The sequence below is a fragment of the Oceanicola granulosus HTCC2516 genome (assembly GCF_000153305.1).
In the GTDB taxonomy this organism is placed as follows: Bacteria; Pseudomonadota; Alphaproteobacteria; order Rhodobacterales; family Rhodobacteraceae; genus Oceanicola; species Oceanicola granulosus.
In genome coordinates this window covers 2157797-2181827 of sequence record NZ_CH724107.1, presented here as the reverse complement: position 1 = coordinate 2181827, position 24031 = coordinate 2157797, and the positions used below count along the sequence as shown (strand labels likewise).

Below are 24031 nucleotides of genomic sequence, written 5' to 3'. Positions count from 1 at the left end.
GGGCGGTGAGAGAGGAGCGCGGATGCTGCTGACCATCGACGACCTGCACAAGAGCTACCCCGGTGCCGAGGGACTGGTGACGGTGCTCGACGGCGTGTCGCTGGAGCTGGCGGCGGGCGAGACGATGGCGCTGACCGGCGAGTCCGGGAGCGGCAAGAGCACGCTGCTGCACCTCGCCGGCGGGCTCGACCTGCCGGACCGGGGCCGCATCCTGCTCGCCGGGACCGACGTCGCCGGACTCGACGACCGGGGCCGTGCGCGGCTGCGGCGCGAGGTGGTGGGCGTGGTGTTCCAGCAGTTCAACCTGATCCCGTCGCTCGACGTGGGTGCCAACATCGCCTTCCAGGCCCGCCTCGCCGGACGGCACGACGCCGCGTGGTGCCGCGACCTCGCGGCGCGGATGGGGCTGGCGGACCACCTCGGCAAGTACCCCGAGCAGCTCAGCGGCGGCCAGCAGCAGCGCGTCGCCATCGCCCGCACCCTCGCGGCGCGGCCGGCGCTGGTGCTGGCCGACGAGCCGACGGGCAACCTCGACGAGGTGACGGCGGCGTCGGTGCTGGAGCTGATGCTCGAGCTGGTCGCCGAGAGCGGCGCGGGGCTGCTGATGGTGACCCACTCGGAACGGCTGGCGGCGGCGATGGGCCGGCGCGCGCACCTGGCGCGGGGGCGGGTCGCGTGACGCGGGCGGGCCTGGCCGCGCTGCTGAGCCACTGGCGGCGCAACCCGTTGCAGCTGTTCACGCTGATCGCCGGCCTGTCGCTGGCCACGGCGCTGTGGTCGGGCGTGCAGGCGGTCAACGCCGAGGCCCGCGCCAGCTACGACGCCGCCGCCGCGACGCTCGGCGAGGGGCAGTTCGCGCAGGTGCTGAGCGCCGACGGAGGCGCGGTGGCGATGGCCGACTATGTCGCCCTGCGCCGGGCGGGGTGGCTGGTGAGCCCGGTCTTCGAGGGCCGGCTCGAAGGCGTGCGGGTGGTCGGGCTCGATCCGCTGACCGCGCCGGGCGGGCTCGGGCCGGTCGAGCTGAGCGCGGGGGCGGAGGTCGGCAGCTTCCTCGGCGGAGCGGGGCAGGTCTTCGGCACCGAGGAGGCGCTGGCGGCGCTGGGCGCGGTCGCGCCGGAGAAGGTCGTCGCGCCCGACGTGGCGCCGATGACGGTGCTCACCGACATCTCCGTCGCCCGCGACCTGCTTGGCACCGACGCCCCGGCCCGGCTGCTCGTCGCCCCCGACCAGCCGCTCGGGCGGCCGCCGCTCGAGACGGTCGCGCCGGGGCTGACGCTGCGGGCGGCGCAGGACGGCTCGGACGTGTCGCGGCTGACCGACAGCTTCCACCTCAACCTCACCGCCTTCGGGCTGCTGAGCTTCGCCGTCGGGCTGTTCATCGTGCACGGCGCGATCGGCCTCGCCTTCGAGCAGCGCCGCCTGATGGTGCGCACCCTGCGCGCGCTGGGCATGCCGCTGTCGCGGCTGGTCTGGCTGATGGCGGCCGAGCTGGCGGCGCTGGCGCTGGTGGCGGGCGGCATCGGCGTGGCGCTCGGCTACCTCATCGCGGCGGCGCTGCTGCCCGACGTGGCGGCGACGCTGCGCGGGCTCTACGGCGCGTCGGTGGGCGGAGCGCTCGAGTTCCGGCCGGTCTGGTGGCTGTCCGGGCAGGCGATCGCGCTGCTCGGCACCGGCGCGGCCTCGGCGGCGGCGCTCTACCGGATCGCGCGGATGCCGCTCCTCGCGGCGGCGCGGCCGCGGGCCTGGGCGATGGGCGCGGGTGGCGGGCGGCGGCTTCAGGCGCTCGCCGGGGCGGCGCTGCTGGCGCTGGCGGCGGCGCTTCTGCTGGCCGAGGGGCTGGTGGCGGCCTTCGCGCTGCTCGCGGCGCTGCTGATCGGCGCGGCGCTGCTGCTGCCGGCGCTGCTCGACCTGGTGCTCCGCGCCGGGGCGCAACGGGCGGGGGGTCCGGTCGCGGGATGGTTCTGGGCCGACACGCGCCAGCAGCTGCCGGGCCTGTCGCTGGCGCTGATGGCGCTACTTCTGGCGATGGCGGCCAATGTCGGGGTCTCGACGATGGTGTCGTCGTTCCGGCTCACCTTCACCGGCTTCATCGAACAGCGCCTGTCGGCCGACCTCTACGTCTCGGCCACCGACGCCGACGAGGGCGCGCGGCTGCTCGCCTTCCTCGAGCCGCGCGCCGAGGCGGTGCTGCCGGTGGTCTGGGTCGATACCGAGGTCGCGGGCCTGCTGGCGGAGGTCTACGGCGTGCGCCGCGATCCGTCCTACCCCGAGAACTGGCGGCTGCTCGTCGCGCGGGGCGCGCCTTGGGCGGCGGTGTTCGCGGGCGAGGGCACGATCGTCAACGAGCAGCTCTACCGCCGCGCCGGGCTGGAGCTGGGCGCGCCGGTGGAGGTCGGCGGCGGCGCGCGGCTGCCGCTGGTGGGGGTGGTCGGCGACTACGGCAACCCGGTCGGGCAGGTGATCGTGGGCGAGGCGCTGTTCGCGCGCCTGCACCCCGAGGCGACGGCGCAGCGCTTCGCGGTGCGCGGCGATCCGGCGGCCCTGCGCGCGGCGCTGATCGAGGAATTCGGCCTGCCGCCGGCGCAGATCGAGAACCAGGCGGCGCTCAAGGCGTTCTCGCTGCAGATCTTCGAGCGCACCTTCACCGTCACCGGAGCCCTCAACGTGCTCACCCTCGCCGTCGCCGGCTTCGCCATCCTGATGAGCCTGCTCACCCTCGCCGGGCTGCGCCTTCCGCAGCTCGCGCCGGTCTGGGCGCTGGGCCTGCGCCGCGCGGCGCTGGGGCGGCTGGAGCTGGTGCGGGCCGTGCTGCTGGCGGCGCTGACGGCGCTCGCCGCGCTGCCGCTGGGGCTGGCGCTGGCGTGGGTGCTGCTGGCGAAGGTCAACGTCGCGGCGTTCGGCTGGCGGCTGCCGATGTACCTGTTCCCCGCCGACTACGCGCGGCTCGGACTGTTCGCTCTCGTCGCGGCCGTGCTGGCGGCGCTGTGGCCGGCGCGGCGGCTGGCGCGGACGCCGCCGGCGGAGCTTCTGAAGGTGTTCGCCAATGAGCGCTAGGCTGGTGCTGCCCCTGCTGCTGCTTCCCGCGATGGCCGGGGCGCAGGGCTTCGCCGGGCTTGGCACCGAAGCCGGTGCGTTCCGGATGCCCGAGCGTGGGTACGCGTTCGACTTCCCCGCCGATCACGGCCCGCACCCGGGCTTCCGCATCGAGTGGTGGTACGTCACCGCCAACCTCGACGGTGCCGACGGCGCGACCTACGGGCTGCAATGGACGCTGTTCCGCTCGGCCCTGACTCCCGACGCCGCCGCCGACGGGCCGGGGCAGCTCTGGATGGGCCACGCCGCCGTCACCACCGAGACCGCGCACCACATGACCGAGCGGCTCTCGCGCGGCGGGATCGGGACGGCGGGCGTCGTCGCCGAGCCGTTCGAGGCTTGGATCGACGAGTGGCGCATGGCCGGCCCTTCGTTCGACGATCTCACCCTCACCGCCGCCGGGCCTGACTTCGCCTACGACGTCGCGCTGAGCGCCGAGGGGCCGTTGGTGCTGCACGGGGACGCCGGCTTTTCCGTCAAGTCGGCGGCGGGGCAGGCGAGCCACTACTATTCCCAGCCGTTCTACGACGTCGTCGGCACGCTGACCCTGCCCGACGGCGAGGTCGCCGTGACCGGGCAGGCGTGGCTCGACCGGGAATGGTCGTCGCAGCCGCTGGCGGCGGAGCAGATCGGGTGGGACTGGTTCTCGCTGTCGTTCGAGGACGGCGACAAGCTCATGGGCTTCCGGCTGCGCGAGGCCGACGGCGGGGCCTTCACCGCGGCGACGTGGATCGGGGCCGACGGCTCCGCCGAGGCCCTGCCCGACGGCCGGCTCGCGGCCGAACCGCTGGGCGTGGCCGAGGTGGCGGGGCGCGAGGTGCCGGTGCGCTGGCGGCTGACGCTGGCGGAGAAGGGGCTCGACGTCACCGTCGCGGCGCTCAACGAACAGGCATGGATGGACAGCGCGTTCCCTTACTGGGAGGGGCCGGTGACGGTGACGGGCTCGCACGCGGGGCGGGGCTACCTGGAGATGACGGGATATGAGTGACGCACCGACGCTGGCGGATTTCCACGGGCGGGCCTGGGCGTCGCTGGAGGCGGCGCGGGGCGCGCTGATCGCGTTCGCCACGGTGGAGGGGACGGTGCCGCAGGTGCGCTCGCTGGTGCTGCGCCGGGCGTCGGCGGCGGAGGCACTGTGCGAGGTGCACACCGACGCGGGCTCGGCCAAGGTGGCGAACCTCGCGATCAACCCGCGCGCGGCGTTGCTGCTCTGGGACGAGGCGGCGCAGGTGCAGGTGCGGCTCGGCGTCGAGGTCGAGACCCTGCGCGGGGCGGAGGTGCGCGCGCTGTGGGAGCGGGTGCCCGAGGCCAGCCGCAGCGCCTACGGCAAGGACCCCGCGCCGGGCACGCCGATCGCCGACGCGCTCGCCTACCGCCTCGCGACCGGGCTCGACAACTTCGCCGTCCTGCGTTGCCACGCGCAGACGCTCGACGTCGTCCACCTCGGCGACGACCACCGCCGGGCGCGCTTCGAGCGGGCCGACGGCTGGGCCGGACAGTGGCTGTCGCCATGATGGAGAACCACGTTCCCCTGACCCGCGACCTCGTGCTGATCGGCGGCGGGCACACCCACGCGCTGGTGCTGCGCGCCTTCGGGATGCGGCCGCTGCCGGGCGTGCGCCTGACGCTGATCGATCCGGCGGCGGCGGCGGCCTATTCCGGGATGTTGCCGGGCTTCGTCGCGGGACACTACCGGCGCGACCAGCTCGACATCGACCTCGTACGCCTGGCCCGCTTCGCCGGGGCGCGGGTGATCCTCGGGCGCGCCGAGGCGATCGACCGGGGCGCCCGGACCGTCACCGTCGCGGGCCGCCCGCCGGTGGCCTACGATGTCTGCTCCATCGACATCGGCATCACCTCCGAGATGCCCGACCTGCCGGGCTTTGCGGAGCATGCCGTGCCCGCCAAGCCGCTCGGCCGCTTCGCCTCCGCGTGGGAGGCGTTCCGCCGCGGGGCGGAGCGGCCACGGGTGGCGGTGGTCGGCGGCGGCGTCGCCGGCGCGGAACTGGCGATGGCGGTCGCGCACGCGCTGCGGCGGCGGCGGGCGGAGGTGCGGCTGGTCGACCGGGGCGAGGTGCTCGACAGCTTCGCGCCGCCGGTGCGGGCGCGGCTGCTGCGGGCGCTCGAGGAGAACATCGTCGAGGTGGTCGAGGATGCCGACATCGCCGAGGTGACGGCCGAGGGCCTGCGGCTGGTGACGGGCGAGATGCTGGCGGCGGACTTCGTGATCGGCGCGGCGGGCGCGCGGCCCTATCCGTGGCTCGCCGAGACCGGGCTCGAGCTGACGCACGGCTACGTCGCGGTGTTGCCGACGCTGCAGAGCTCCGATCCGGACATCTTCGCCGCCGGCGACTGCGCGCACCTGACCGAGACGCCGCGCTCCAAGGCCGGGGTCTACGCGGTGCGCGAGGCCCCGGTGCTCGAGCACAACCTGCGCGCCGCCCTCGCCGGCGGGCCGATGCGGCGCTACCGGCCGCAGAGGGACTACCTCAAGCTGATCTCGCTGGGCGAAAAGAAGGCGCTGGCCGAGCGCGGCGGGCGGGCGCTCGCGGGCGGGCCGATGTGGCGCTGGAAGGACTGGATCGACCGCCGCTTCATGGCGAAGCTCGACGACCTGCCCGCGATGGAGGCCCCGCTGCCGCCGCGCGTCGCGCTGGGCGTGGCCGAGGCGACGGGCGACGCGCCGCTCTGCGGCGGCTGCGGCGCGAAGGTCGGGCGGGGGGCACTGGGGGGGATCGTGTCGGCGCTGCCCGGGCGGCGCGACGACGTCGCCTCGCGCCCCGGCGACGACGCGGCGGTGCTGGAGATGGGCGGCGCGCGGCAGGTCGTCACCGTCGACCACCTGCGCGCGGTGGTCGACGACCCGGTGCTGATGACGCGCATCGCGGCGGTGCACGCGCTGGGCGACGTCTGGGCCATGGGCGCGGCCCCGCAGGCGGTGCTGGCGAGCCTCGTGCTGCCCCGGATGAACGAGGCGCTGCAGCGGCGCACGTTGTCGGAGGTGATGGCGACGGCGGCGGAGGTGTTCGGGGCGGAGGGCGCGGACATCGTCGGCGGCCATTCCTCGATGGGCAGCGAGATGACCATCGGCTTCACCGTCACCGGCTTGCTCGAGCGCCCCGCGATCACCCTCGCCGGGGCGCGGCCGGGCGACGGGCTGGTGCTGACCAAGCCCATCGGAACCGGCGTGCTGCTCGCCGCCGAGATGCGCGGCCGCGCGCCGGGCGGCGTGATCGCCGACGCGTACCGCTCGATGGTGCGCCCGCAGGGCACCTCGGCGGGGCTGCTCGGCGGCGCCCACGCGATGACCGACGTGACGGGCTTCGGCCTCGCCGGACACCTGCTCGGGATCTGCGACGCGTCGGGCGTGGGCGCGGAGCTCGACCTCGCCGCCGTGCCGGTGCTCGAGGGCGCGGAGCGGCTTGCAGAGGAGGGCGTGCGCTCGACGATCTGGGCCGAGAACCGTGCCCTCGCCCCGGCGCTCGGGGCGGGCGGACGGAGCGACCTGCTCTACGATCCGCAGACCTGCGGCGGCCTGCTCGCCGCCGTTCCCGACGCCGAGGCGACGGTCGCGGCGCTGCGCGCGGCGGGCGAGGCGGGCTGGGTGATCGGGCGGATCACCGAGGGGCCGCCGGTGCTGCGGCTGAATCGCTAGGCGAGGCGGGTCACCTGCTCCGCCACGGCCTTGCCGAGCGCGCCGTGGGCGGTCTCGTCGAAGTGGATACCGTCGAGCGGGCTCACGGAGATGACGTCGTTGGCGTCGAGGAAGGCGCAGCCGCGGGCCTCGGCCAGCGCGCGGTAATGGTCGGGCAGTGCGGCGGAGACCTCTTCCGCCCCGTGGAACTCGCCCGCGTCCAGACCGGCGAGCACCACCTTCGGCGGCGCGACGAGCAGCACGCGCAAGCCGCCGTGGCGCTCCTGCATCGCCTCCGACAGCGCTATGTCGAGCAGCCCGGCGATGCCCGCCGTCACCCGCGCGGGGGTGGGCGCGAAGCGGGTCTTGACGTCGTTCGTCCCCAGCATCACCGCGAGCACGTCGAGCGGGCCGTGGCTCTCGAGGGCGATGCGCAGCGCGGGCCAGCCGTTCATGTGCGCGCCCATGCCGGGATCGTCGAATTGCGCGGTGCGCCCCGGCAGCCCTTCCTCGATCACCTCCCAGCGCTCGCCGAGCGCCCCGGCGCAGACGGAGGGCCAGCGCACGCCATGGCCGTAGCGGGCGTAGGGGCCGGGGCCGTTGGCGGGCGGCGAGCCGTGGGTGTTGGAATCGCCGAAGCAGAGCAGGGTGGGCATGTCTCTCGTTCCTCGTCAGTCACCGGCGCGACGCTAGGCCGTCGGGGCGGACGCGCGCAAGCATTCGCCCTTTTCCTCGGCAGCGCCGACGCCCATATAGACCCCCGACGCGCAGACAACGCCCAGACCGAAGGAGCAGCCGCCATGATCGAGCTCGGCACCCAGGACCAGCCCCAGCAGCCGCCCGCCACCGACCTCATCAAGGAGGGCAGCGACCAGACCTTCATGGCCGACGTCGTCGAGGCGTCGCAGACCGTCCCGGTCATCGTCGATTTCTGGGCGCCGTGGTGCGGCCCCTGCAAGACTCTTGGCCCGGCGCTCGAGGCGGCGGTGACGAAGCACAAGGGCGCGGTGAAGATGGTGAAGGTCGACGTCGACCGGAACCAGGGCGTCGCCGGGCAGCTGCAGGTGCAGTCGATTCCGACGGTCTACGCCTTCTGGAAGGGCCAGCCCGTCGACGGCTTCCAGGGCGCGCTGCCGCCCTCGCAGATCGACGAGTTCGTCGCCAAGCTCGCCGCGATGGGGCCGGGCGCAGAGGGCGAGGACGAGGGGCTCGGGGCCGCCGTCGAGGCCGCCGAGGCGATGCTCGCCGAGGGCGCCGCGGCCGACGCCGCCGAGACCTTCGCCGCGATCCTGCAGGAAGACGGCGAGAACGCCGAGGCCTACGGCGGGCTGGTGCGGGCCTACCTCGCGCTCGGCGAGGTGGACCAGGCCGAGGCGATCCTCAACGGCGCGCCCGCGTCGATCACCGAGACCGCGCCGCTCGAGAGCGCCCGCGCGGCGATCGAGCTGGCGCGGCAGGCGGAGAACGCCGGACCGGTGGCCGAGCTGCGCGCCAAGGTCGAGGCCGATCCCGCCGACGCGCAGGCCCGCTACGACCTGGCCACCGCGCTGCACGCCTCGGGCGACACCGCCGGCGCCGTGGACGAGCTGCTCGAGCTGTTCCGCCGCGACCGGGAGTGGAACGACGGGGCCGCGAAGGCGCAGCTCTTCACCATCTTCGACGCGCTCAAGCCGACCGATCCGGTCGTGCTCAACGGGCGCCGGAAGCTGAGCTCGCTGATATTCTCCTGAGCCGATTGCCCCCCGCGTGGGGCGGACTAGCTGAGGGGGCATGATCCAGCCGGCCGACCTGCCCGAGACGCTACCGGTCTTCCCGCTTCCGGGGGCGCTGCTGCTGCCCCGGGGCAAGCTGCCGCTGCACATCTTCGAGCCGCGCTACCTGGCGATGCTCGACGACGTGCTCAAGACCCCGGAGCGCCTGATCGGGATGATTCAGCCCTATCAGTCGGGCGGCGTCGAACGGCTCCACGCCATCGGCTGCGCCGGCCGGCTGACGGCCTTCTCCGAGACCGAGGACGGGCGCTACATGGTCACCCTGTCAGGTGCGTCGCGCTACCGGATCGTGGAGGAGGTCGAGGGCTTCACCCCCTACCGTCGCTGCAAGGCGAGCTGGACCGGCTTCGAGCGCGATCTCGGCCCGGCGGAGAAGGACAGCGGCTTCGACCGCGACGGCTTCATGTCGCTCCTCGCCCGCTATTTCGCGGATCAGGGCCTGTCGACCGACTGGGACAGCCTCAAGGACGCGGAGGACGAGCTGCTGATCAACTCGCTGTCGATGCTCTGCCCGTTCGAACCCGAGGACAAGCAGGCGCTGCTCGAGGCCCCCTCGCTCGAAACAAGGCGCGAGACCCTGATAACCCTGATCGAGTTCGCCCTGCGCGGCGGCTCGGGCGAAGAGATGTTGCAATGACCGAAGAGACCTTCCCCCAGTTCGACCGCCGGATGCTCGAGGCGCTGGTGTGCCCGCAGACCCAGGCGCCGCTCACTTACGATTCCGAGCGGCAGGAGCTGGTCAGCCGCGCCGCCCACCTCGCCTACCCGATCCGCGCCGGCATCCCCGTCATGCTCGTCGACGAGGCGCGCCAGCTCGACTGAGCCGCGCGCGTTGCACCGGGAGCCGGGCCGCGCTAGCTGGGCGCGAGCAAGGAGCGCCCATGCCTGATCCCGTCGATCCCGTCGCCCTCACCGCCGCCCTCGTGCGCTGCCCCTCCGTCACGCCCGAGGAGGGCGGGGCGCTGGTGTTGCTGGAGGAGCTGTTGTCGGCGGCCGGCTTCGCCTGCACCCGCGTCGACCGCAACGGCACGCCCAACCTGTTCGCCCGTTGGGGCGAGAAGGGCGCCGCGAAGAGCTTCGGCTTCAACGGGCACACCGACGTGGTGCCGGTGGGCGATCACGCGGCGTGGCGGGTCGATCCGTTCGGCGGCGAGATTAGCGACGGCATCCTCTGGGGCCGGGGTGCGGTCGACATGAAGTCCGGCGTCGCCGCCTTCGCCGCCGCGGCGGCGGACTTCGTGCGCGACACGCCGCCCGACGGTGCGATCCTGCTGGCGATCACCGGCGACGAGGAGGGCGGCTCGGCCGACGGCACGGTGGCGCTGCTCGACTGGATGGCGCGCGCGGGCGAGGCGATGTCGGTCTGCCTCGTCGGCGAGCCGACCTGCCCCGAGACGATGGGCGAGATGATCAAGATCGGCCGGCGCGGCTCGCTGTCGGCCTTCGTGACCGTCACCGGCGTGCAGGGCCACTCCGCCTACCCGCACCGAGCGAAGAACCCGCTGCCGGCGATGGCGCGACTGATGGACCGGCTCGCGAGCGCGGCGCTCGACGACGGCACCGCGCACTTCGACCCCTCGACGCTCGCCGTCGTCACCATCGACACCGGCAACGGCGCGACCAACGTCATTCCCGCCCGCAGCCGCGCCACGGTCAACATCCGCTTCAACGACCGCCATAGCGGCGACAGCCTGACGGCCTGGCTGGAGGCCGAGGCGGCGGACGTGGCCGAGGCGTTCGACGTCGCGATCGACGTGGTGGTGAAGGTGTCGGGCGAGGCGTTCCTGACGCCGCCGGGGGCGCTGTCCGACCTCGTCGCAGGCGCCGTCGCCGCCGAAACGGGCGTGACGCCGGTGCTGTCGACGACGGGAGGCACGTCGGACGCGCGGTTCGTGAAGGATCACTGCCCGGTGGTCGAGTTCGGCCTCGTCGGGCAGACGATGCACGAGGTCGACGAGCGGGTGCCGGTGGCGCAGATCGGACAGCTCAAGGGCATCTACCGCCGCATCCTGGCCGACTATTTCGGCTGATCCTCCGCCGCCAGCAGCGCCCGCAGGCCGCTGCGGTAGTCGGGGTAGTGCAGGGCGACGCCGAGCTCGTCCCTGATCCGGTCGTTCCGCACCTTCTTGCTCTCGGCGTAGAACGAGCGCGCCATCGGCGTCATCTCGGCGGTCTCGAAATCCTCCTCGGGCGGCAGCGGCAGGCCCAGCAGCCGCGCGGCCTCGGCGATGACGTCCTGCGGCGGCGCCGGGTCGTCGTCGCAGACGTTGTAGACGGCGCCCGGGTTCGGCCGCGCGATGGAGGCGGCCAGCACCTGCGCGATGTCGTCGACGTGGATGCGCGAGAAGACCTGCCCCGGCTTGACGATCCGCCGCGCCGTCCCGCCGCGCACCTTGGCGAAGGGGCCGCGGCCGGGGCCGTAGATGCCGGCGAGGCGGAAGACGTGCAGCGGCAACCCGGTCTCGCGCCACGCCTGCTCGGCGGCGACGCGCTGGCGGCCCCGCCTGGTGGACGGCGCGAGCTCGGAGGTCTCGTCGACCCAGCCGCCGGCGCGGTCGCCGTAGACACCCGTGGTGGAGAGGTAGCCGACCCAGTCGAAGGTCTGGTCCGCGAGGTCGAGCGCGGCGAGGAACGGATCGCCGTCGTCGCCGGGGGCGGCGGAGGCGAGCAGGTGGGTCGCGGCGGCGAGGTGGGGGGCGAGGTCGGTGCCGGGGAAGAGCACCGGCTCGACGCCGTCGGCCGCCAGCCGCTCGGCCTTCTCGGGCGAGCGCGTCGTGCCGATGACCCGCCAGCCGCGCGGCATCAGCAGGCGGGCGAGGGCAGCGGCGGAGTAGCCGTGGCCGAGGGAGAGGAGGGTTCCGGTCATGGGCGCGTGATCGGCAGCGCCGGCGCGGGCGTCAAGCGCGGGATTTGCATATTTATGGCCAGATGAAGCCGAAAGGTCAGGCGAGGGCGGCTTCGGTGCGGGGGCAGCGGGCGCCGGCGAAGAAGGCGTCGAGCACGTTGGCGAAGACGGGCGGCGCGTCGGGGAGGGCGGCGAAGAGCGTCATGGAGCTCCTCAGCTTGAGCGCGTCGATGCCGCCGAAGATCGCCTCGGGGGCGCGGTCGCGGTGGCGGAGCAGCAGCTCCGACATCTCGACCAGGCGCGGGCCGAGAACGGGGTGGGCGAGATATGCGGCGGCCTCGTCGCGGCCGGCGATGCCGTAGAAGCGGGCGGTTTCGGAGCGGCCGAGGCCGCGCAGCTGGGGGTAGACGAACCACATCCAGTGGCTCGCCTTGGCGCCCGCCGCGATCTCGGCGCGCGCGGTGGCGTAGGTCCCTTCCTGCGCCTCCACGAAGCGGGCGAGGTCGTCGTCGGCGGCCATGTCAGGCGAGCAGCTTCAGCAGCGCCCGCTCCGCCTGGCGCAGCTCGGGCTTCTCCGGCAGGTCGGCCGACAGCGCGGCGCGCTCGTCGGCGGGGCGCTCGGAGAGGGCGATGACCTCGGGGTGGATGTAGCTGTTGCGGGCGATGCTCGGCGTGTTGTGCAGCCGCTCGGCGGCGGCCTCGGACATCGCCTTGATCGTCAGGTCTTCCTGCTTGAGCGCCACCAGCAGCGCCGCCTCCGACCCGGCCCAGGTGCGGAAGGTCTTGGCGGTGAAGCCGCTCTCGCCGGTGATCTCGGCGAGCCGGGCGTTGACCGCGTCCGAGCTGACCTCGTGGGGCTTGCCGTCGTCGCCGATCCAGCTCGCCAGCGTCGCGCCGGGGAGGTCGTGCAGGCTGTTGAGGATCTTCATCAGGCGGGAGTCGCGCAGGGTCCGGTCGAACAGATGGCCGCCCTTGGCGCGGTAGCGCAGACGCAGCGCGCCGTCGGTGAGCCTGACGTGCCGGTTGGTCAGGGTGGTGGCGCCGTAGGTCTTGTTCTCGCGCGCCGAGTCGGGCGCGCCGACGCGCAGGGCGAGCCGGTCGATCAGCGCCAGCACCGCGGCGATGGCGTAGTCCCTGTCGCCCACCTCGCCCGCGAGATCGGCGCGGATGCGGCGGCGGATGGCGGGGAGGGCGTCGCCGAAGGCGGCGAGGCTCTCGAACTTGGTCGCCTCGCGCCAGGCCCGCCAGTCCGGGTGGTAGCGGTACTGCTTGCGCGCGCGGCTGTCCTTGCCGGTCGCCTGCAGGTGGCCGTTGCGGCGGGGCGAGATCCAGACCCGCTCGTAGGCCGGCGGCACCGCGAGCGCCTCGATGCGCTTGCGCTCCCTGGCCTGCTCTATGCGGGTGCCGTCGGGCGCGAGATAGGTGAACCCGCGGCCGCAACGCCGCCGGGTGATGCCGGGGCGGTCGTCGGGGTAGTAAACGAGGTCGGGCTGTGGCGTCATGCTGCTCAGAACCCTCGGCGAAGTCGTGCGGTTCCGCCGCGGTGCGCCCTCTCGCGCTTGCCCTGTGGCGCAAGATGGGGAATGAGAGGGGATGTCACATGATGCCGCTGCCATGCCGAAAAACCCCGCGTTTCGCATTTTGAGCCCCGAGGTGCCGCCGGCGGAGGCGTTCACCGATGCCCGCGCCGCCGTGGCGCGGCTCTGCGAGCTCTACGAGACGGCGACCGAGTTCCTGTGCGACGAGTTCAGCCGCGCGATGTCGGAGGGGCCCGCCGGAGGGCGCGTGCGCGCCTTCTATCCCGAGGTCCGCTTCGTCACGAGCAGCTACGCCGCCGTCGACAGCCGGCTGTCGTTCGGCCACGTCTCGCAGCCCGGCACCTACGCCGCGACGATCACCCGGCCCGACCTGTTCGCCCGCTACCTCGAGCAGCAGATCGGGTTGCTGATCGAGAACCACCAGCAGGCGGTGACGGTCGGCGTGTCCGACACGCCGATGCCCGTTCACTTTGCCGTGGCCAACGACGCGCGCGTTTCGGTGCCGCAGGAAGGCGCGGCCGATTTCACCCTGCGCGACGTGTTCGACGTCCCGGACCTGAACACGACGCACGACGACATCGTCAACGGCACCGGCTTCACCTTCGACGACGGCGCGCACCCGCTGGCGCCGTTCACCGCGCAGCGGGTGGATTACTCGCTGGCGCGGCTGGCGCACTACACCGCGACGAGCGCGGAGCACTTCCAGAACCACGTGCTGTTCACCAACTACCAGTTCTACGTCGAGGAGTTCGAGGCGTTCGCGCGGATGGCGCTGGCCGACGAGAGCTCGGGCTACACCTCGTTCGTCTCGACCGGCAACGTCGAGATCACCGACCCCGAGGCGGTGCTGCCGGTGCCGGCGAAGATGCCGCAGATGCCGGCCTACCACCTGAAGCGGCCGAACGGGCAGGGGATCACGCTGGTCAACATTGGTGTCGGCCCCTCCAACGCGAAGACGGCGACGGACCACATCGCGGTGCTGCGCCCGCATGCCTGGCTGATGGTCGGCCACTGTGCCGGGCTGCGCAACAGCCAGCGGCTGGGCGACTTCGTCCTCGCCCACGCCTACCTGCGCGAGGACAAGGTGCTCGACGACGACCTGCCGGTCTGGGTGCCGATCCCGCCGCTGGCCGAAATCCAGGTGGCGCTCGAGGACGCGGTCGCCGACGTCACCAAGCTCGAGGGCTACGAGCTCAAGCGGATCATGCGCACCGGCACCGTCGCCAGCCTCGACAACCGCAACTGGGAGCTGCGCGAGCAGGCCGGCCCGGTGCAGCGGCTGAGCCAGAGCCGGGCGGTGGCGCTCGACATGGAGAGCGCCACGATCGCCGCCAACGGCTTTCGCTTCCGGGTGCCCTACGGCACCCTGCTCTGCGTCTCCGACAAGCCGCTGCACGGCGAGCTGAAGCTGCCGGGGATGGCGTCGGACTTCTACAAGACGCAGGTGGCGCGGCACCTGATGATCGGCATCCGGGCGATGGAGACGATCCGCGAGATGCCGCTGGCGCGGATCCACAGCCGCAAGCTGCGCTCGTTCGAGGAGACCGCCTTCCTGTAGGACGGGCGACAATCGGGCGGGTGCGGGCAGATTTCGTCCCTCCCGACCCCGCGGAAGGAGCGGAATCGGCGAGAAATCGCAGCTTTTCTTGGAAAAAACGCGACAGGATCGTTGTGCGACCCCACAACATGCCGTTAAATGCCGGCACTGGGGCCCAACTTATCGGGCAGTGTAGGAGACAAGACCATGGCCAAACCCATGACCAAGACCCAGCTCGTCGCCGCTCTGGCCGAGGAGATGGGCAGCGACAAGAAGACGGCTTCGGCCGCGCTGGACGCTGTGACCAACGTGATTACCAAGGAAGTGTCGGGCGGCGGTGCCGTCACGCTTCCCGGGGTCGGCAAGATCTACTGCCGCGAGCGGCCGGAGCGCATGGTGCGCAACCCCGCCACCGGCGAGCAGATCAAGAAGGACGCCGACAAGGTGGTGAAGATGACCATCGCCAAGGCGCTCAAGGATAGCGTCAACGGCTGAGCTTGCCTCTCGTGGTGCTTTCGGAAAGGGTCGCCCGCGGGCGGCCCTTTTCCTTTGCCGGCCGTGGTTGACGAGGTGAGCGGCATGGACCGGCGGGCGATGTTGATGGGCGTGGGCTTCGCGCTGATGTGGGCCTCCGCCTTCACCTCGGCCCGGATCATCGTGCAGGCCGCGCCGCCGCTCTCGGCGCTGTCGCTGCGTTTCTTCGTTTCGGGGCTGTTCGCGGTGCTGCTGGCGCGGGCGCTGGGCCAGAGCTGGCGGCTGACGCGGACCCAGTGGATCGCCACCATCGTCTTCGGGGTCTGCCAGAACGGCCTCTATCTCGGGCTCAACTTCGTCGCCATGCAGTCGGTCGAGGCCTCGCTGGCGACGATCATCGCCTCGGCCATGCCGCTCTGCGTGGCACTGGCGAGCTTCACCCTGTTCGGCGAGCGGCTGCCGGCGCTCGGCGTCGGCGGACTGGTGGCGGGCGTCGCCGGGGTGGCGCTCATCATGGGCTCGCGGCTGTCGGGCGGAGCGGATCCGGTGGGGGTGGCGCTGTGCCTGCTGGGGCTGCTGTCGCTAACCGTGGCCACGCTGGCGGTGCGGGGCGCGTCGTCGGGGGGCAACTTCCTGATGATCGTGGGGCTGCAGATGCTGATCGGCGCGGCGGCGCTGGCCGGGCCGGCGCTGGCGTTCGAGGAGATCGCCATCGACTGGAGCTGGCAGCTCGTGGCGGCCTTCGTCTACACCGTCGTCGTACCCGGCGTGCTGGCGACGCTGGTCTGGTTCCAGCTGGTCAACCGGATCGGCGCGACGCGCGCGGCCGTCTACCACTTCCTGACCCCGTTCTTCGGCGTCGCGATCGCCGCGATGATCCTCGGCGAGAAAGTCGGGCCGCTCGATGGGATCGGCGTCGCGATCATCGCGGCCGGGATCCTCGCGGTGCAGCTCGCCAAGGCGCGCCCGGCGCGGCGCGCGGGGCTGCCCTCGGCCTGAGCCGGAAAGGCCGCGCGGAGAGGTGCGTCAGATTCTCCTCAATGCGACATCGTGAACCGCTTTCGACGCTGGACGGGCCAGAGGGTGGCATGTAGATACCGGCCCGACCGGTCGGCGGTTTCATGCCCGTCGCCTCGCCCTTGCCCGTTCGCCGGGCCCACAACACACGGAGATGCTTGACGTGTCACACGCAGACACCCCCGAGGGCACCCGCCGCGACTTCATCTACTACGCCACCGCCGGTGCGGGCGCAGTCGCTGCCGGCGCCGCGATCTGGCCGTTGGTCAACCAGATGAACCCGTCGGCGGATGTCCAGGCCCTTGCCTCGATTCGCGTGGACGTCAGCTCGATCCAGCCGGGCTCGCAGCTCACGGTGCTGTGGCAGGGCAAGCCGGTGTTCATCCGGCACCGCACCGAGGCCGAGATCGCCATCGCCGCCGAGCAGGACCTCGAGGTCGAGACGATGCCCGACCCGCTCGCGCGCAACGCCAACATCGACGGCACCGCGCTCGCGACCGACGAAAACCGCGCGATGCCGGTGCCCGAGGGTGCCGAGGGCGCGACGCCGCGGGCCTGGCTCGTGCAGATGGGTGTCTGCACCCACCTCGGCTGCGTGCCGCTGGGCAACCAGGCCGGTGATTTCGGCGGCTGGTTCTGCCCCTGCCACGGCTCGCACTACGACGCCTCCGGTCGCATCCGCCGCGGCCCCGCGCCGGAAAACCTGCCGGTGCCCGTCACCGCGTGGGCCGACGCGTCGACGCTGCAACTCGGTTAAGGAGACAGTCCCATGGCCGGTATCCCGCACGATCATTACGAGCCGAAGACCCGCGGCGAGAAGTGGCTTCACCGCCGCCTGCCGATCGGCTCGCTGATCTACGACACGCTGTTCATCCCGACGCCGAAGAACCTCAACTGGATGTGGATCTGGGGCGTCGTCCTCGTCTTCACGCTGGTGCTGCAGATCGCCACCGGCGTCGTGCTCGTCATGCACTACACGCCGCACGTCGATCTCGCCTTCGCGTCGATCGAACACATCATGCGCAACGTGAACGGCGGCCACATGATCCGCTATTTCCACATGAACGGCGCCTCGCTGTTCTTCTTCGCGGTCTACCTGCACATCTTCCGCGGCCTCTATTACGGCGGCTACAAGGCCCCGCGCGAAGTGACGTGGATCATCGGGATGCTGATCTACCTGCTGATGATGGGCACCGCCTTCATGGGCTACGTGCTGCCCTGGGGCCAGATGTCGTTCCACGGCACCGCGGTCATCACCGGCCTGTTCGGCGCGATCCCGTTCATCGGCGAGTCGATCCAGACCTGGCTGCTTGGCGCCTCGGCCGTCGGCCAGCCCGCGCTCAACCGCTTCTTCTCGCTGCACTACCTGCTGCCCTTCATCATCCTGGGGCTGGTGATCGTGCACGTGTGGTCGTTCCACTCGACGGGCAACCACAACCCGACCGGCGTCGAGGTGCGGCGCGGCTCGAAGGAAGAGGCCTCCAAGGACACGCTGCCCTTCTGGCCCTACTTCGTCATCAAGGACCTCGTGGCGCTGTCGGCGATCCTCGTGGTGTTCATGGCCATCGTCGGCTTCATGCCCAACTACCTGGGCCACCCCGACAACTACATCGAGGCCAACGCCCTCGCGACGCCCGAGCACATCGTCCCCGAATGGTACTTCCTGCCGTTCTACGCGATCCTGCGCGCCTTCACCGCCGACGTCTGGGTGGTGATGTTCACAAACTGGATCACCTTCGGCATCGTCGACGCGAAGTTCTTCGGGGTACTTGCGATGTTCGGCGCGATCCTCGTGATGGCGCTGGCGCCCTGGCTCGACACGTCGTCGGTCCGCTCGGGCCGCTACCGGCCGATGTTCAAGTGGTGGTTCGCCCTGCTGGTCATCGACTTCGTGGTGCTGACCTGGGTCGGCGCGCGGCCGGCGGAGGGGATCTATCCCTACATCGCCCTGATCGGCGCGACCTACTGGTTCGCCTACTTCCTCGTCATCCTGCCGCTGCTCGGCGTGATCGAGAAGCCGCTGCCCCGGCCGGCGACGATCGAGGAAGACTTCATCGCGCACTACGAGCCTCACACCGGCGGCACCAAGACCGTCGTGAACCCGGCCGAGTGAGAAAGGACGGCAAGATGCTTCGCAAGCTCACCCTCTCCGCCGCCGCGGCGCTCGGCTTCGCCGCCCTTCCGGGCCTCGCCAGTGCCGCCGGAGGCGAAAGCCTGATCCACGATTACGACTTCCCCTTCGAGGGGTGGTTCGGCTCGTACGACACGTTCCAGCTCCAGCGCGGCCTGCAGATCTACACCGAGGTCTGCGCCAGCTGCCACGGGCTCAAGTACGTGTCGTTCCGCAACCTGTCCGACGAGACAGGCCCGGCCCTTCCCGAGGACCAGGTGCGGGCCTACGCGGCCAACTTCTTCGTGGCCGACTTCGACAACAATTCGCAGCTCATGGACTCGCTCACCGGCGAGATGCGCACGCTGACTCCGGCCGACCGCTTCCCGGTCAACCGCACCGCGGCCGCGCCGGACCTGTCGCTGATGGCCAAGGCCCGCGCGGGCTTCCACGGCCCCTACGGCACCGGCCTGAGCCAGCTGTTCAACGGCATGGGCGGCCCCGAGTACATCGCGTCGCTGCTCGCCGGCTACCTCGAGCCGCCGGCCTGTGCCGAGGGCGCCGAGATCGACGGCTACTACAACGCGGTCTTCGCCGCCGGCGGCTACCCCGACAGCTGCATCGACGAAGAGGGCCACCGGATGGCCCCGGGCAGCTGGATCGGCATGGCGCCGCCGCTGCTGGGCGATGATGTCACCTTCGAAGACGGCCACGAGGCGACGGTCGAGTCCCAGGCGCAGGACGTCGCCGCGTTCCTGATGTGGACCGCCGAGCCCAAGCTCGTCGCTCGCAAGCAGGCCGGCCTGACCGGGGTGATCTTCCTCACCGTGCTGTCGGTGCTGCTGTACCTCACCAACAAGCGCCTCTGGGCGCCGTACAAGAACAAGGTGAAGAAGGCGAAGTGACGCCTTCACCTGCGCCCTGACGCTGACGCCCGCCGGTTCGCACTGGCGGGCGTTTCATTTTCCGGAGTGGCCCGCCGCCCCCTCCTGTCCCGCCCGGCTAGAAGGCCGGGCAGCGCCGACCCGACGCCACGGGGCGGCGCGACTGGCGCCGCCGGTTCAGAGCAGACGAAGTCGAGGCTGCCCTCCGCTCCTAGAGAGCGCGCAGCTCCACGCCACCGGCGCCGGCGCGGCAGGTCCACCTGGCGCCGGGCGTGGCGAGGGTGACGCGGGTGGTGTCGCCCTCCGATGCGATCTCCCGCACCAGGACGTCGCGCAGGCTGACGCCGGCGGCCTCGGCGGCGGCGGCCGTGCAGTCGGTCTCGCGGCTCATGGCGGAGAGCGGCGCGGGCACGGTGTAGGCGGGCTCCGGCGGCAGAGGCGCGCAGGCGCAGAGAGCGAGGAGCGGCAACAGCCTCATGCCGGGCCCAGATAGGCGCGCAGCGCTGGCGGCGGATCGGCGAGCAGGGCGGCGCGGTCGTGGGGGCCGGTGACCTCGCCGTCGAGCACCAGCAGCACCTCGCCGGCCACGCGCTCGGCGTCGGCCGGGTCGTGCGTCACCATCAGCATCAGCCGGCCGTCCGCCGCGAGCACGTCGCGGGCGAGGTCGAGCATCTCGGCCTTCAGCCCCGGCCCCAGCGCGGAGAACGGCTCGTCGAGCAGCACCACGGGCCGGTCCTGCACCAGCGCCCGCGCCAGCGCGGCGCGGCTCTGCTGGCCGCCCGAGAGCGCGCCGGGTTTGCGCGCGCCCAGCCCCTCCAGCCCGACCCGCGCCAGCACGTCATCGACCCGCGCCCTGTCCCCGGCCCGCAGCCGCCGGGGCGAGATGCCGAGGCCGACATTCTGCGCGATGCTCAGGTGCGGAAACAGGTTGTTGTCCTGGAACAGCGTCGCCACCGGCCGCCGCGCCGGGGGCAGGGCGGTGACGTCCTCGCCGCGCACCAGCACCCGGCCGGTGACGTCGATGAAGCCGCCGATCGCGGCGAGCAGCGTCGACTTGCCCGCGCCCGACGGCCCCATGAGCGCGACGACCCCCGGCCCGACCGTGAGGTCGGCGGCGAGGCGGAAGTCGCCCTGCTCGATCAGCAGGCCCTCAAGTGTCAGCACCGATGCGCCCTCCCCTGTCGAACAGCCAGAACAGCCCCAGGCTCAACCCGAACAGCAGCAGCCCCGCCCCGGCGGCGGCGTCGCTGCGATAGGAGCCCATCAGGCGGTACATCTCCAGCGGCAAGGTCGCCTTGTCGGACCCGGCGAACAGGGTGATGACCCCGAGATCGCCCATCGACAACGCCGCCGCCAGCCCCGCCGCGAAGCCCAGCGGCCGGCGCAGGCGCGGCAGCAGCAGGAGGCGCAGCCGCTGCCAGCCCGCGAGGCCCAGCCCGTCGGCGAGGCGCCCGTAGGTCGCCTCGGCCTGCGCGACGGCGGGGGCGAGGATGCGCACCGCGAAGGGCACCGCCATCATCGCGTTGACGAGCGCCGTCACGGCGAGCGCGACGCGCCCCGGCGACACGAACGGGTAGAGCAGCACGAACAGCCCCGTCCCGACCACCAGCGGCGAAGCGGCGAGCGGCAGCACCCCGGCGAGGCTCACCCCCGCGCCCGGCCGGAGCGCCAACACCAGGGCCAGCGTCATGGCCAGCGCCGTCGCCACCAGCGCCACGCCGAGCGAGCGCAGGCTCGCCGCCCAGATACTGCCCGGCAGGTCGACGAGCCCCGCGACCCCGGCCAGGACCACCGCGCCGAGCGGTACCAGCAGGAACAGCGCCGCCGCGCCGATCCACGCCGCGTCGAGCAGCGGCACGCCGTCGCGCCGCCGCACGACCCGGTCGAGCCCGCCGCCGAGCCCGTCGGGCAGCGCCACGCGGAACGCGACGGCGGCGACCAGCGCGCAGAGGCCGAACTGCACCAGCGCCAGCAGTGCCGCGCGGCCGAGGTCGAAGTCGAAGCGCACGGCCTGGTAGATCGCCAGCTCCACCGTCGTCGCGCGCGGTCCGCCGCCGAGGATCAACGCGACGGCGAAGCTCGACAGGCAGATCAGGAAGATCACGAGGAAGGCCCCGGGCGCCGTGGCCCGCACCATCGGCCATTCCAGCAGCCGCCCGACCGGGGCACCGAGGCTTTCGGCGAGGCGGAAGCGCTCGGAGGGGATGGCGAGCCAGCCCTGCAGCAGCATCCGTGTCGCCAGCGGCAGGTTGAAGAAGACATGGGCGAGGACGACGCCCTCGAAGCCGTAGATGTCGATGGGTGGCAGGCCGAAGGTGGCGAGCGCGTCGCTCACGAGGCCGCGCCGCCCGAAGACGGCGAGCAGGCCCATCACCGCAACCACGACCGGCAGGATGAACGGCGCCCCCAGCAGCGTCACCAGCACCGCCCGGCCCGGGAAGGCCCGCCGCGCCAGCGCGCGGGCCACGGGCACGGCGAGCCCCACCGAGAGCGCCGCCGAGACCAGCGCCTGAGTCAGCGTGAAGCGGATCGCCGCCCAGTCGGCCGCGCCGAGCCCCCCGGCCCATTCCGCCCGCCACGCCACGGCGGCGAGGGTGCCGAGCGACAGCGCCAGAAGCAGCGCCGCCGCCCAGAGGCCGGGCCGGGTGAGGCTCACGCAGGGCTCACTGCGCCAGCGCGTCGCGCCACGTGGCGATGGCGTCCTCGCGCACCTCGGCCGCCTCCTGCGGCGGGTAGAGCAGCGCCGTCTCCGGCTGCACGAGTTCGCCGAAGCCCTCGGGCAGGCCCTCGGCGGGCGTCACGGCGGGGTACATCCAGTTGGTCGTCGGGATGACGGACTGGAAGCCATCGGTGGCGACGAACGCCATGAAGTCCTGCGCCAGCTCGGGCTGGTCCGTGCCCTCGACCATCGCGACGACCTCGATCTGCAGGTAATGCCCCTCGTCGAAGGCCCAGGCGACCTTGCTGTCGTCCTCTTCCGCGATGGCGTGGTAGGCGGGGGAGGTGGTGTAGGAGAGCACCGCGTCGGCCTCGCCCTCGAGGAACAGGCCGTAGGCCTCCGACCAGCCGGGCGTGACGGTCAGCACGTTGTCGGCCAGCCCCTGCCACACCTCGCCGGCCTCCTCGCCGTAGGCCTGCTCGACCCACAGCACGAGGCCGAGGCCGGGCGTCGAGGAGCGCGGGTCCTGGATCGCGATGGACAGGTCGCTCTCGGCGAGCTCGCGGAAGTTGGCCGGCGCCTCGGTGTCGGCGCTCGACACGAAGGCGAAGTAACCCCAGTCGAAGGGCAGGAAGGTGTCGTCGTCCCAGGCCACGGGCAGGTCGAAATCGGCCTCGACGCCGTGCGGCGCGAACAGCCCGGTCTCGCGGGCCTGCGCGACGAGGTTGCTGTCGAGCCCGAGCACGATGTCGGCCTCGGTGCGCGCGCCCTCGAGCCGGAGCCGGCTCAGCAGCGCCGCCCCGTCGCCGGCGGCGACGAACTCGATCTCGCAGCCGCACTGCGCCTCGAAGGCGGCGGCGACGGCCGGGCCGGGGCCCCACTCCGGGACGAAGCTGTCGTAGGTGTAGATGGTCAGGGTTTCCGCGCTGGCCGTGGTGGCAAGCATCAGTCCTGCGATGGTGGCGGTGGTTCTCATGTCATCCTCCATGCGCCGGACGGGGAAAAGGGCAGGAGAATCTCGCGACCTTCCCTCCGCCGGTGTGAGCCGGTTCAGGTTCAACGGGTCCGCGCAGTCGCGCATCTCAGCCCATGACGGGCACCCCGAGGTGGGGCGACACGTAGCCTGCGCGGCGGGTGGGGGCAAGCGGGGCTGTCGTGGCCGGCGGGGGGCTGCTTCGGGCGGAGTCTGGCCAAGGGTCCGGCCGGCGCGTTTCTATCGGCCCTGCTCCGACCATCGCGCTGCCAAAGCCACATCGGTGCGACCGCGGGCCGTGTTGCGCAGGGGAAACCGTTCTAGTAGCCCGAGCGCAAAAGGAGCCCCGCGATGAGCCTGAACAGCTATGGCCACCTCTTCCGCGTCACCACCTGGGGCGAGAGCCACGGGCCGGCGCTCGGTGCGACGGTGGATGGCTGCCCGCCGGGCGTTCCCGTCCGGGAGGAAGACCTGCAGGTCTGGCTCGACAAGCGCCGGCCGGGGCAGAACAAGCACACCACGCAGCGCAACGAGCCCGATGCGGTCGAGATCCTGTCGGGCGTGTTCGAGGGCGTCACCACCGGCACCCCGATCCAGCTGATGATCCGCAACACCGACCAGCGCAGCAAGGATTACGGCGACATCGCCGAGACCTTCCGCCCCGGCCATGCCGACATCACCTACTGGCAGAAGTACGGCATCCGCGACTACCGCGGCGGCGGCCGCTCGTCGGCGCGCGAGACGGCGGCGCGGGTGGCGGCGGGGGGCGTCGCGCGGGCGGCGCTGGCGCAGCTGGCGCCGGGGGTGAGCGTCACCGGCTACATGGTGCAGATGGGCAGCAAGAAGATCGACCGCAGCCGGTTCGACTGGGACGAGATCGGCTGCAACGACTTCTGGTGCCCCGATCCCGGCGTCGTCGACGAGTGGGCCGACTACCTCGACCACCTGCGCCGCAAGGAGCACAACTCGGTCGGCGCGATGATCGAGATCACCGTGCGCGGCGCCCCCGCCGGCCTCGGCGCGCCGATCTACGGCAAGCTCGACACCGACCTCGCGGCGGCGATGATGTCGATCAACGCGGTCAAGGGCGTGGAGATCGGCGCGGGCATGGCGGCGGCGGGCCTGACCGGGCGCGACAACGCCGACGAGATCACCATGGGGCCGGACGGGCCGGAGTACGTCTCCAACCACGCCGGCGGCATCCTCGGCGGCATCTCGACGGGGCAGGACATCGTCCTGCGCTTCGCGGTCAAGCCGACCTCGTCGATCCTCACGCCGCGCAGGTCGATCCGCAAGGACGGCAGCGCGATGGACGTCGTCACGAAGGGCCGCCACGACCCCTGCGTCGGCATCCGCGCCGTGCCGGTGGGCGAGGCGATGGCGGCGGCGGTGGTGCTCGACCACCTGCTCCTCGACCGCGGCCAGACCGGCGGCGCGCGCGGCAAGATCGGCGGCTGAGACGACGGCGGAGGGGGCGCTGCCCCCGTCGCCTGCG

At 72.4% G+C, this 24031-nt stretch carries 24 protein-coding genes and 1 riboswitch; of the genes, 16 read left to right on the top strand and 8 right to left on the bottom strand.

Going from position 1 to position 24031, the window contains the following annotated elements:
- Positions 1-22: 22 nt before the first annotated feature.
- Genes OG2516_RS10590 through selD form a run of 5 tightly spaced genes read left to right on the top strand, consistent with a single transcriptional unit; the run spans position 23 to position 6748 of the window.
- Positions 23-679, top strand: a complete 657-nt coding sequence (locus tag OG2516_RS10590; RefSeq protein WP_007255660.1) for an ABC transporter ATP-binding protein — start codon at positions 23-25, stop codon at positions 677-679.
- Positions 676-3054 (top strand): FtsX-like permease family protein, encoded by a 2379-nt coding sequence (locus OG2516_RS10585; RefSeq protein ID WP_007255659.1) that lies wholly within the window; start codon positions 676-678, stop codon positions 3052-3054. The genes OG2516_RS10590 and OG2516_RS10585 overlap by 4 nt, the downstream gene beginning before the upstream one ends.
- The gene (locus tag OG2516_RS10580) at positions 3044-4081 is read left to right on the top strand and encodes a lipocalin-like domain-containing protein (protein ID WP_040615118.1); all 1038 of its coding nucleotides are present in this window, start codon (positions 3044-3046) and stop codon (positions 4079-4081) included. The genes OG2516_RS10585 and OG2516_RS10580 overlap by 11 nt, the downstream gene beginning before the upstream one ends.
- Positions 4074-4607 (top strand): pyridoxamine 5'-phosphate oxidase family protein, encoded by a 534-nt coding sequence (locus OG2516_RS10575; protein WP_007255657.1) that lies wholly within the window; start codon positions 4074-4076, stop codon positions 4605-4607. The genes OG2516_RS10580 and OG2516_RS10575 overlap by 8 nt, the downstream gene beginning before the upstream one ends.
- On the top strand, positions 4607-6748 hold the full coding sequence (gene selD / locus OG2516_RS10570; RefSeq protein ID WP_007255656.1) for a selenide, water dikinase SelD: 2142 nt from the start codon (positions 4607-4609) through the stop codon (positions 6746-6748). The genes OG2516_RS10575 and selD overlap by 1 nt, the downstream gene beginning before the upstream one ends.
- On the opposite strand, the gene OG2516_RS10565 is transcribed toward selD, so the two are convergent.
- The gene (locus tag OG2516_RS10565) at positions 6745-7383 is read right to left on the bottom strand and encodes an SGNH/GDSL hydrolase family protein (protein WP_007255655.1); all 639 of its coding nucleotides are present in this window, start codon (positions 7381-7383) and stop codon (positions 6745-6747) included. The genes selD and OG2516_RS10565 overlap by 4 nt on opposite strands.
- 144 nt (positions 7384-7527) lie before the next feature.
- Between OG2516_RS10565 and trxA the strand changes: the two genes are divergently transcribed.
- From trxA to dapE, 4 genes are read left to right on the top strand one after another with little or no spacing between them, the layout of a single operon-like run.
- Positions 7528-8457 (top strand): thioredoxin, encoded by a 930-nt coding sequence (trxA, locus tag OG2516_RS10560; RefSeq protein ID WP_007255654.1) that lies wholly within the window; start codon positions 7528-7530, stop codon positions 8455-8457.
- A 40-nt stretch (positions 8458-8497) separates the two neighbouring features.
- Positions 8498-9136 (top strand): LON peptidase substrate-binding domain-containing protein, encoded by a 639-nt coding sequence (locus OG2516_RS10555; RefSeq protein WP_007255653.1) that lies wholly within the window; start codon positions 8498-8500, stop codon positions 9134-9136.
- On the top strand, positions 9133-9321 hold the full coding sequence (locus tag OG2516_RS10550; protein ID WP_007255652.1) for a Trm112 family protein: 189 nt from the start codon (positions 9133-9135) through the stop codon (positions 9319-9321). Before OG2516_RS10555 ends, OG2516_RS10550 begins: the two co-directional genes overlap by 4 nt.
- Positions 9322-9380: 59 nt before the next feature.
- Positions 9381-10529 (top strand): succinyl-diaminopimelate desuccinylase, encoded by a 1149-nt coding sequence (gene dapE, locus OG2516_RS10545; protein WP_007255651.1) that lies wholly within the window; start codon positions 9381-9383, stop codon positions 10527-10529.
- On the opposite strand, the gene OG2516_RS10540 is transcribed toward dapE, so the two are convergent.
- The 3 genes from OG2516_RS10540 to OG2516_RS10530 all read right to left on the bottom strand — a co-directional run bounded on the left by OG2516_RS10540 (position 10517) and on the right by OG2516_RS10530 (position 12846).
- Positions 10517-11365 (bottom strand): SDR family oxidoreductase, encoded by an 849-nt coding sequence (locus OG2516_RS10540; protein ID WP_007255650.1) that lies wholly within the window; start codon positions 11363-11365, stop codon positions 10517-10519. The two genes, dapE and OG2516_RS10540, sit on opposite strands and share 13 nt — an antisense overlap.
- A 76-nt stretch (positions 11366-11441) precedes the next feature.
- A complete protein-coding gene (locus OG2516_RS10535; RefSeq protein ID WP_007255649.1) occupies positions 11442-11864 on the bottom strand; it encodes a DUF1810 domain-containing protein in 423 nt (140 codons plus the stop codon).
- A 1-nt stretch (position 11865) separates the two neighbouring features.
- On the bottom strand, positions 11866-12846 hold the full coding sequence (locus tag OG2516_RS10530; RefSeq protein ID WP_007255648.1) for a DNA topoisomerase IB: 981 nt from the start codon (positions 12844-12846) through the stop codon (positions 11866-11868).
- A 112-nt stretch (positions 12847-12958) separates the two neighbouring features.
- Here OG2516_RS10530 and OG2516_RS10525 point away from each other — a divergent pair, with 112 nt between their 5' ends.
- From OG2516_RS10525 to OG2516_RS10500, 6 genes are all read left to right on the top strand, one after another.
- Positions 12959-14440 carry an AMP nucleosidase gene (locus tag OG2516_RS10525; protein ID WP_040615113.1) on the top strand — a complete coding sequence of 494 codons (1482 nt, stop codon included), beginning with the start codon at positions 12959-12961 and terminating at the stop codon, positions 14438-14440.
- A gap of 186 nt (positions 14441-14626) precedes the next feature.
- Positions 14627-14914, top strand: coding sequence for an HU family DNA-binding protein (locus OG2516_RS10520; protein ID WP_007255646.1), 288 nt, complete (start codon positions 14627-14629; stop codon positions 14912-14914).
- Between the two features lie 84 nt (positions 14915-14998).
- The gene (locus OG2516_RS10515) at positions 14999-15892 is read left to right on the top strand and encodes a DMT family transporter (RefSeq protein ID WP_007255645.1); all 894 of its coding nucleotides are present in this window, start codon (positions 14999-15001) and stop codon (positions 15890-15892) included.
- 181 nt (positions 15893-16073) lie between these two features.
- Positions 16074-16667, top strand: coding sequence for a ubiquinol-cytochrome c reductase iron-sulfur subunit (gene petA, locus OG2516_RS10510; protein ID WP_007255644.1), 594 nt, complete (start codon positions 16074-16076; stop codon positions 16665-16667).
- 12 nt (positions 16668-16679) lie between these two features.
- Positions 16680-18023, top strand: a complete 1344-nt coding sequence (locus OG2516_RS10505; protein ID WP_007255643.1) for a cytochrome b — start codon at positions 16680-16682, stop codon at positions 18021-18023.
- A gap of 14 nt (positions 18024-18037) precedes the next feature.
- Complete coding sequence (locus OG2516_RS10500) at positions 18038-18925, top strand: cytochrome c1 (protein ID WP_007255642.1); 888 nt, start codon at positions 18038-18040, stop codon at positions 18923-18925.
- Between the two features lie 190 nt (positions 18926-19115).
- Here the strand turns inward: OG2516_RS10500 and OG2516_RS10495 are convergent, their stop codons facing one another.
- From OG2516_RS10495 to thiB, 4 genes are read right to left on the bottom strand one after another with little or no spacing between them, the layout of a single operon-like run.
- Positions 19116-19382 carry a hypothetical protein gene (locus OG2516_RS10495; RefSeq protein WP_192808366.1) on the bottom strand — a complete coding sequence of 89 codons (267 nt, stop codon included), beginning with the start codon at positions 19380-19382 and terminating at the stop codon, positions 19116-19118.
- Entirely contained in the window at positions 19379-20068 is a 690-nt protein-coding gene (locus tag OG2516_RS10490) for a thiamine ABC transporter ATP-binding protein (protein WP_040615766.1), read from the bottom strand. Before OG2516_RS10490 ends, OG2516_RS10495 begins: the two co-directional genes overlap by 4 nt.
- A complete protein-coding gene (locus OG2516_RS10485; protein ID WP_007255639.1) occupies positions 20055-21560 on the bottom strand; it encodes a thiamine/thiamine pyrophosphate ABC transporter permease ThiP in 1506 nt (501 codons plus the stop codon). The genes OG2516_RS10490 and OG2516_RS10485 overlap by 14 nt, the downstream gene beginning before the upstream one ends.
- 7 nt (positions 21561-21567) lie before the next feature.
- Positions 21568-22539, bottom strand: coding sequence for a thiamine ABC transporter substrate binding subunit (gene thiB / locus OG2516_RS10480; protein ID WP_040615111.1), 972 nt, complete (start codon positions 22537-22539; stop codon positions 21568-21570).
- 34 nt (positions 22540-22573) lie between these two features.
- A riboswitch (TPP riboswitch) is annotated at positions 22574-22677 on the bottom strand.
- Between the two features lie 210 nt (positions 22678-22887).
- Between thiB and aroC the strand changes: the two genes are divergently transcribed.
- The gene (aroC, locus tag OG2516_RS10475) at positions 22888-23994 is read left to right on the top strand and encodes a chorismate synthase (protein ID WP_007255637.1); all 1107 of its coding nucleotides are present in this window, start codon (positions 22888-22890) and stop codon (positions 23992-23994) included.
- The last annotated feature ends 37 nt before the right edge of the window (positions 23995-24031 follow it).

What these genes read in the sequence shown, in the direction of transcription:
- OG2516_RS10590 (WP_007255660.1), top strand. Translation starts at nt 23, where the DNA reads ATGCTGCTGACCATCGACGACCTGCACAAGAGCTACCCCGGTGCCGAG.
- OG2516_RS10580 (WP_040615118.1), top strand. Translation starts at nt 3,044, where the DNA reads ATGAGCGCTAGGCTGGTGCTGCCCCTGCTGCTGCTTCCCGCGATGGCC.
- OG2516_RS10575 (WP_007255657.1), top strand. Translation starts at nt 4,074, where the DNA reads ATGAGTGACGCACCGACGCTGGCGGATTTCCACGGGCGGGCCTGGGCG.
- selD (WP_007255656.1), top strand. Translation starts at nt 4,607, where the DNA reads ATGGAGAACCACGTTCCCCTGACCCGCGACCTCGTGCTGATCGGCGGC.
- OG2516_RS10565 (WP_007255655.1), bottom strand. Translation starts at nt 7,383, where the DNA reads ATGCCCACCCTGCTCTGCTTCGGCGATTCCAACACCCACGGCTCGCCG.
- trxA (WP_007255654.1), top strand. Translation starts at nt 7,528, where the DNA reads ATGATCGAGCTCGGCACCCAGGACCAGCCCCAGCAGCCGCCCGCCACC.
- OG2516_RS10555 (WP_007255653.1), top strand. Translation starts at nt 8,498, where the DNA reads ATGATCCAGCCGGCCGACCTGCCCGAGACGCTACCGGTCTTCCCGCTT.
- OG2516_RS10550 (WP_007255652.1), top strand. Translation starts at nt 9,133, where the DNA reads ATGACCGAAGAGACCTTCCCCCAGTTCGACCGCCGGATGCTCGAGGCG.
- dapE (WP_007255651.1), top strand. Translation starts at nt 9,381, where the DNA reads ATGCCTGATCCCGTCGATCCCGTCGCCCTCACCGCCGCCCTCGTGCGC.
- OG2516_RS10540 (WP_007255650.1), bottom strand. Translation starts at nt 11,365, where the DNA reads ATGACCGGAACCCTCCTCTCCCTCGGCCACGGCTACTCCGCCGCTGCC.
- OG2516_RS10535 (WP_007255649.1), bottom strand. Translation starts at nt 11,864, where the DNA reads ATGGCCGCCGACGACGACCTCGCCCGCTTCGTGGAGGCGCAGGAAGGG.
- OG2516_RS10530 (WP_007255648.1), bottom strand. Translation starts at nt 12,846, where the DNA reads ATGACGCCACAGCCCGACCTCGTTTACTACCCCGACGACCGCCCCGGC.
- OG2516_RS10525 (WP_040615113.1), top strand. Translation starts at nt 12,959, where the DNA reads ATGCCGAAAAACCCCGCGTTTCGCATTTTGAGCCCCGAGGTGCCGCCG.
- OG2516_RS10520 (WP_007255646.1), top strand. Translation starts at nt 14,627, where the DNA reads ATGGCCAAACCCATGACCAAGACCCAGCTCGTCGCCGCTCTGGCCGAG.
- OG2516_RS10515 (WP_007255645.1), top strand. Translation starts at nt 14,999, where the DNA reads ATGGACCGGCGGGCGATGTTGATGGGCGTGGGCTTCGCGCTGATGTGG.
- OG2516_RS10505 (WP_007255643.1), top strand. Translation starts at nt 16,680, where the DNA reads ATGGCCGGTATCCCGCACGATCATTACGAGCCGAAGACCCGCGGCGAG.
- OG2516_RS10500 (WP_007255642.1), top strand. Translation starts at nt 18,038, where the DNA reads ATGCTTCGCAAGCTCACCCTCTCCGCCGCCGCGGCGCTCGGCTTCGCC.
- OG2516_RS10495 (WP_192808366.1), bottom strand. Translation starts at nt 19,382, where the DNA reads ATGAGGCTGTTGCCGCTCCTCGCTCTCTGCGCCTGCGCGCCTCTGCCG.
- thiB (WP_040615111.1), bottom strand. Translation starts at nt 22,539, where the DNA reads ATGAGAACCACCGCCACCATCGCAGGACTGATGCTTGCCACCACGGCC.
- aroC (WP_007255637.1), top strand. Translation starts at nt 22,888, where the DNA reads ATGAGCCTGAACAGCTATGGCCACCTCTTCCGCGTCACCACCTGGGGC.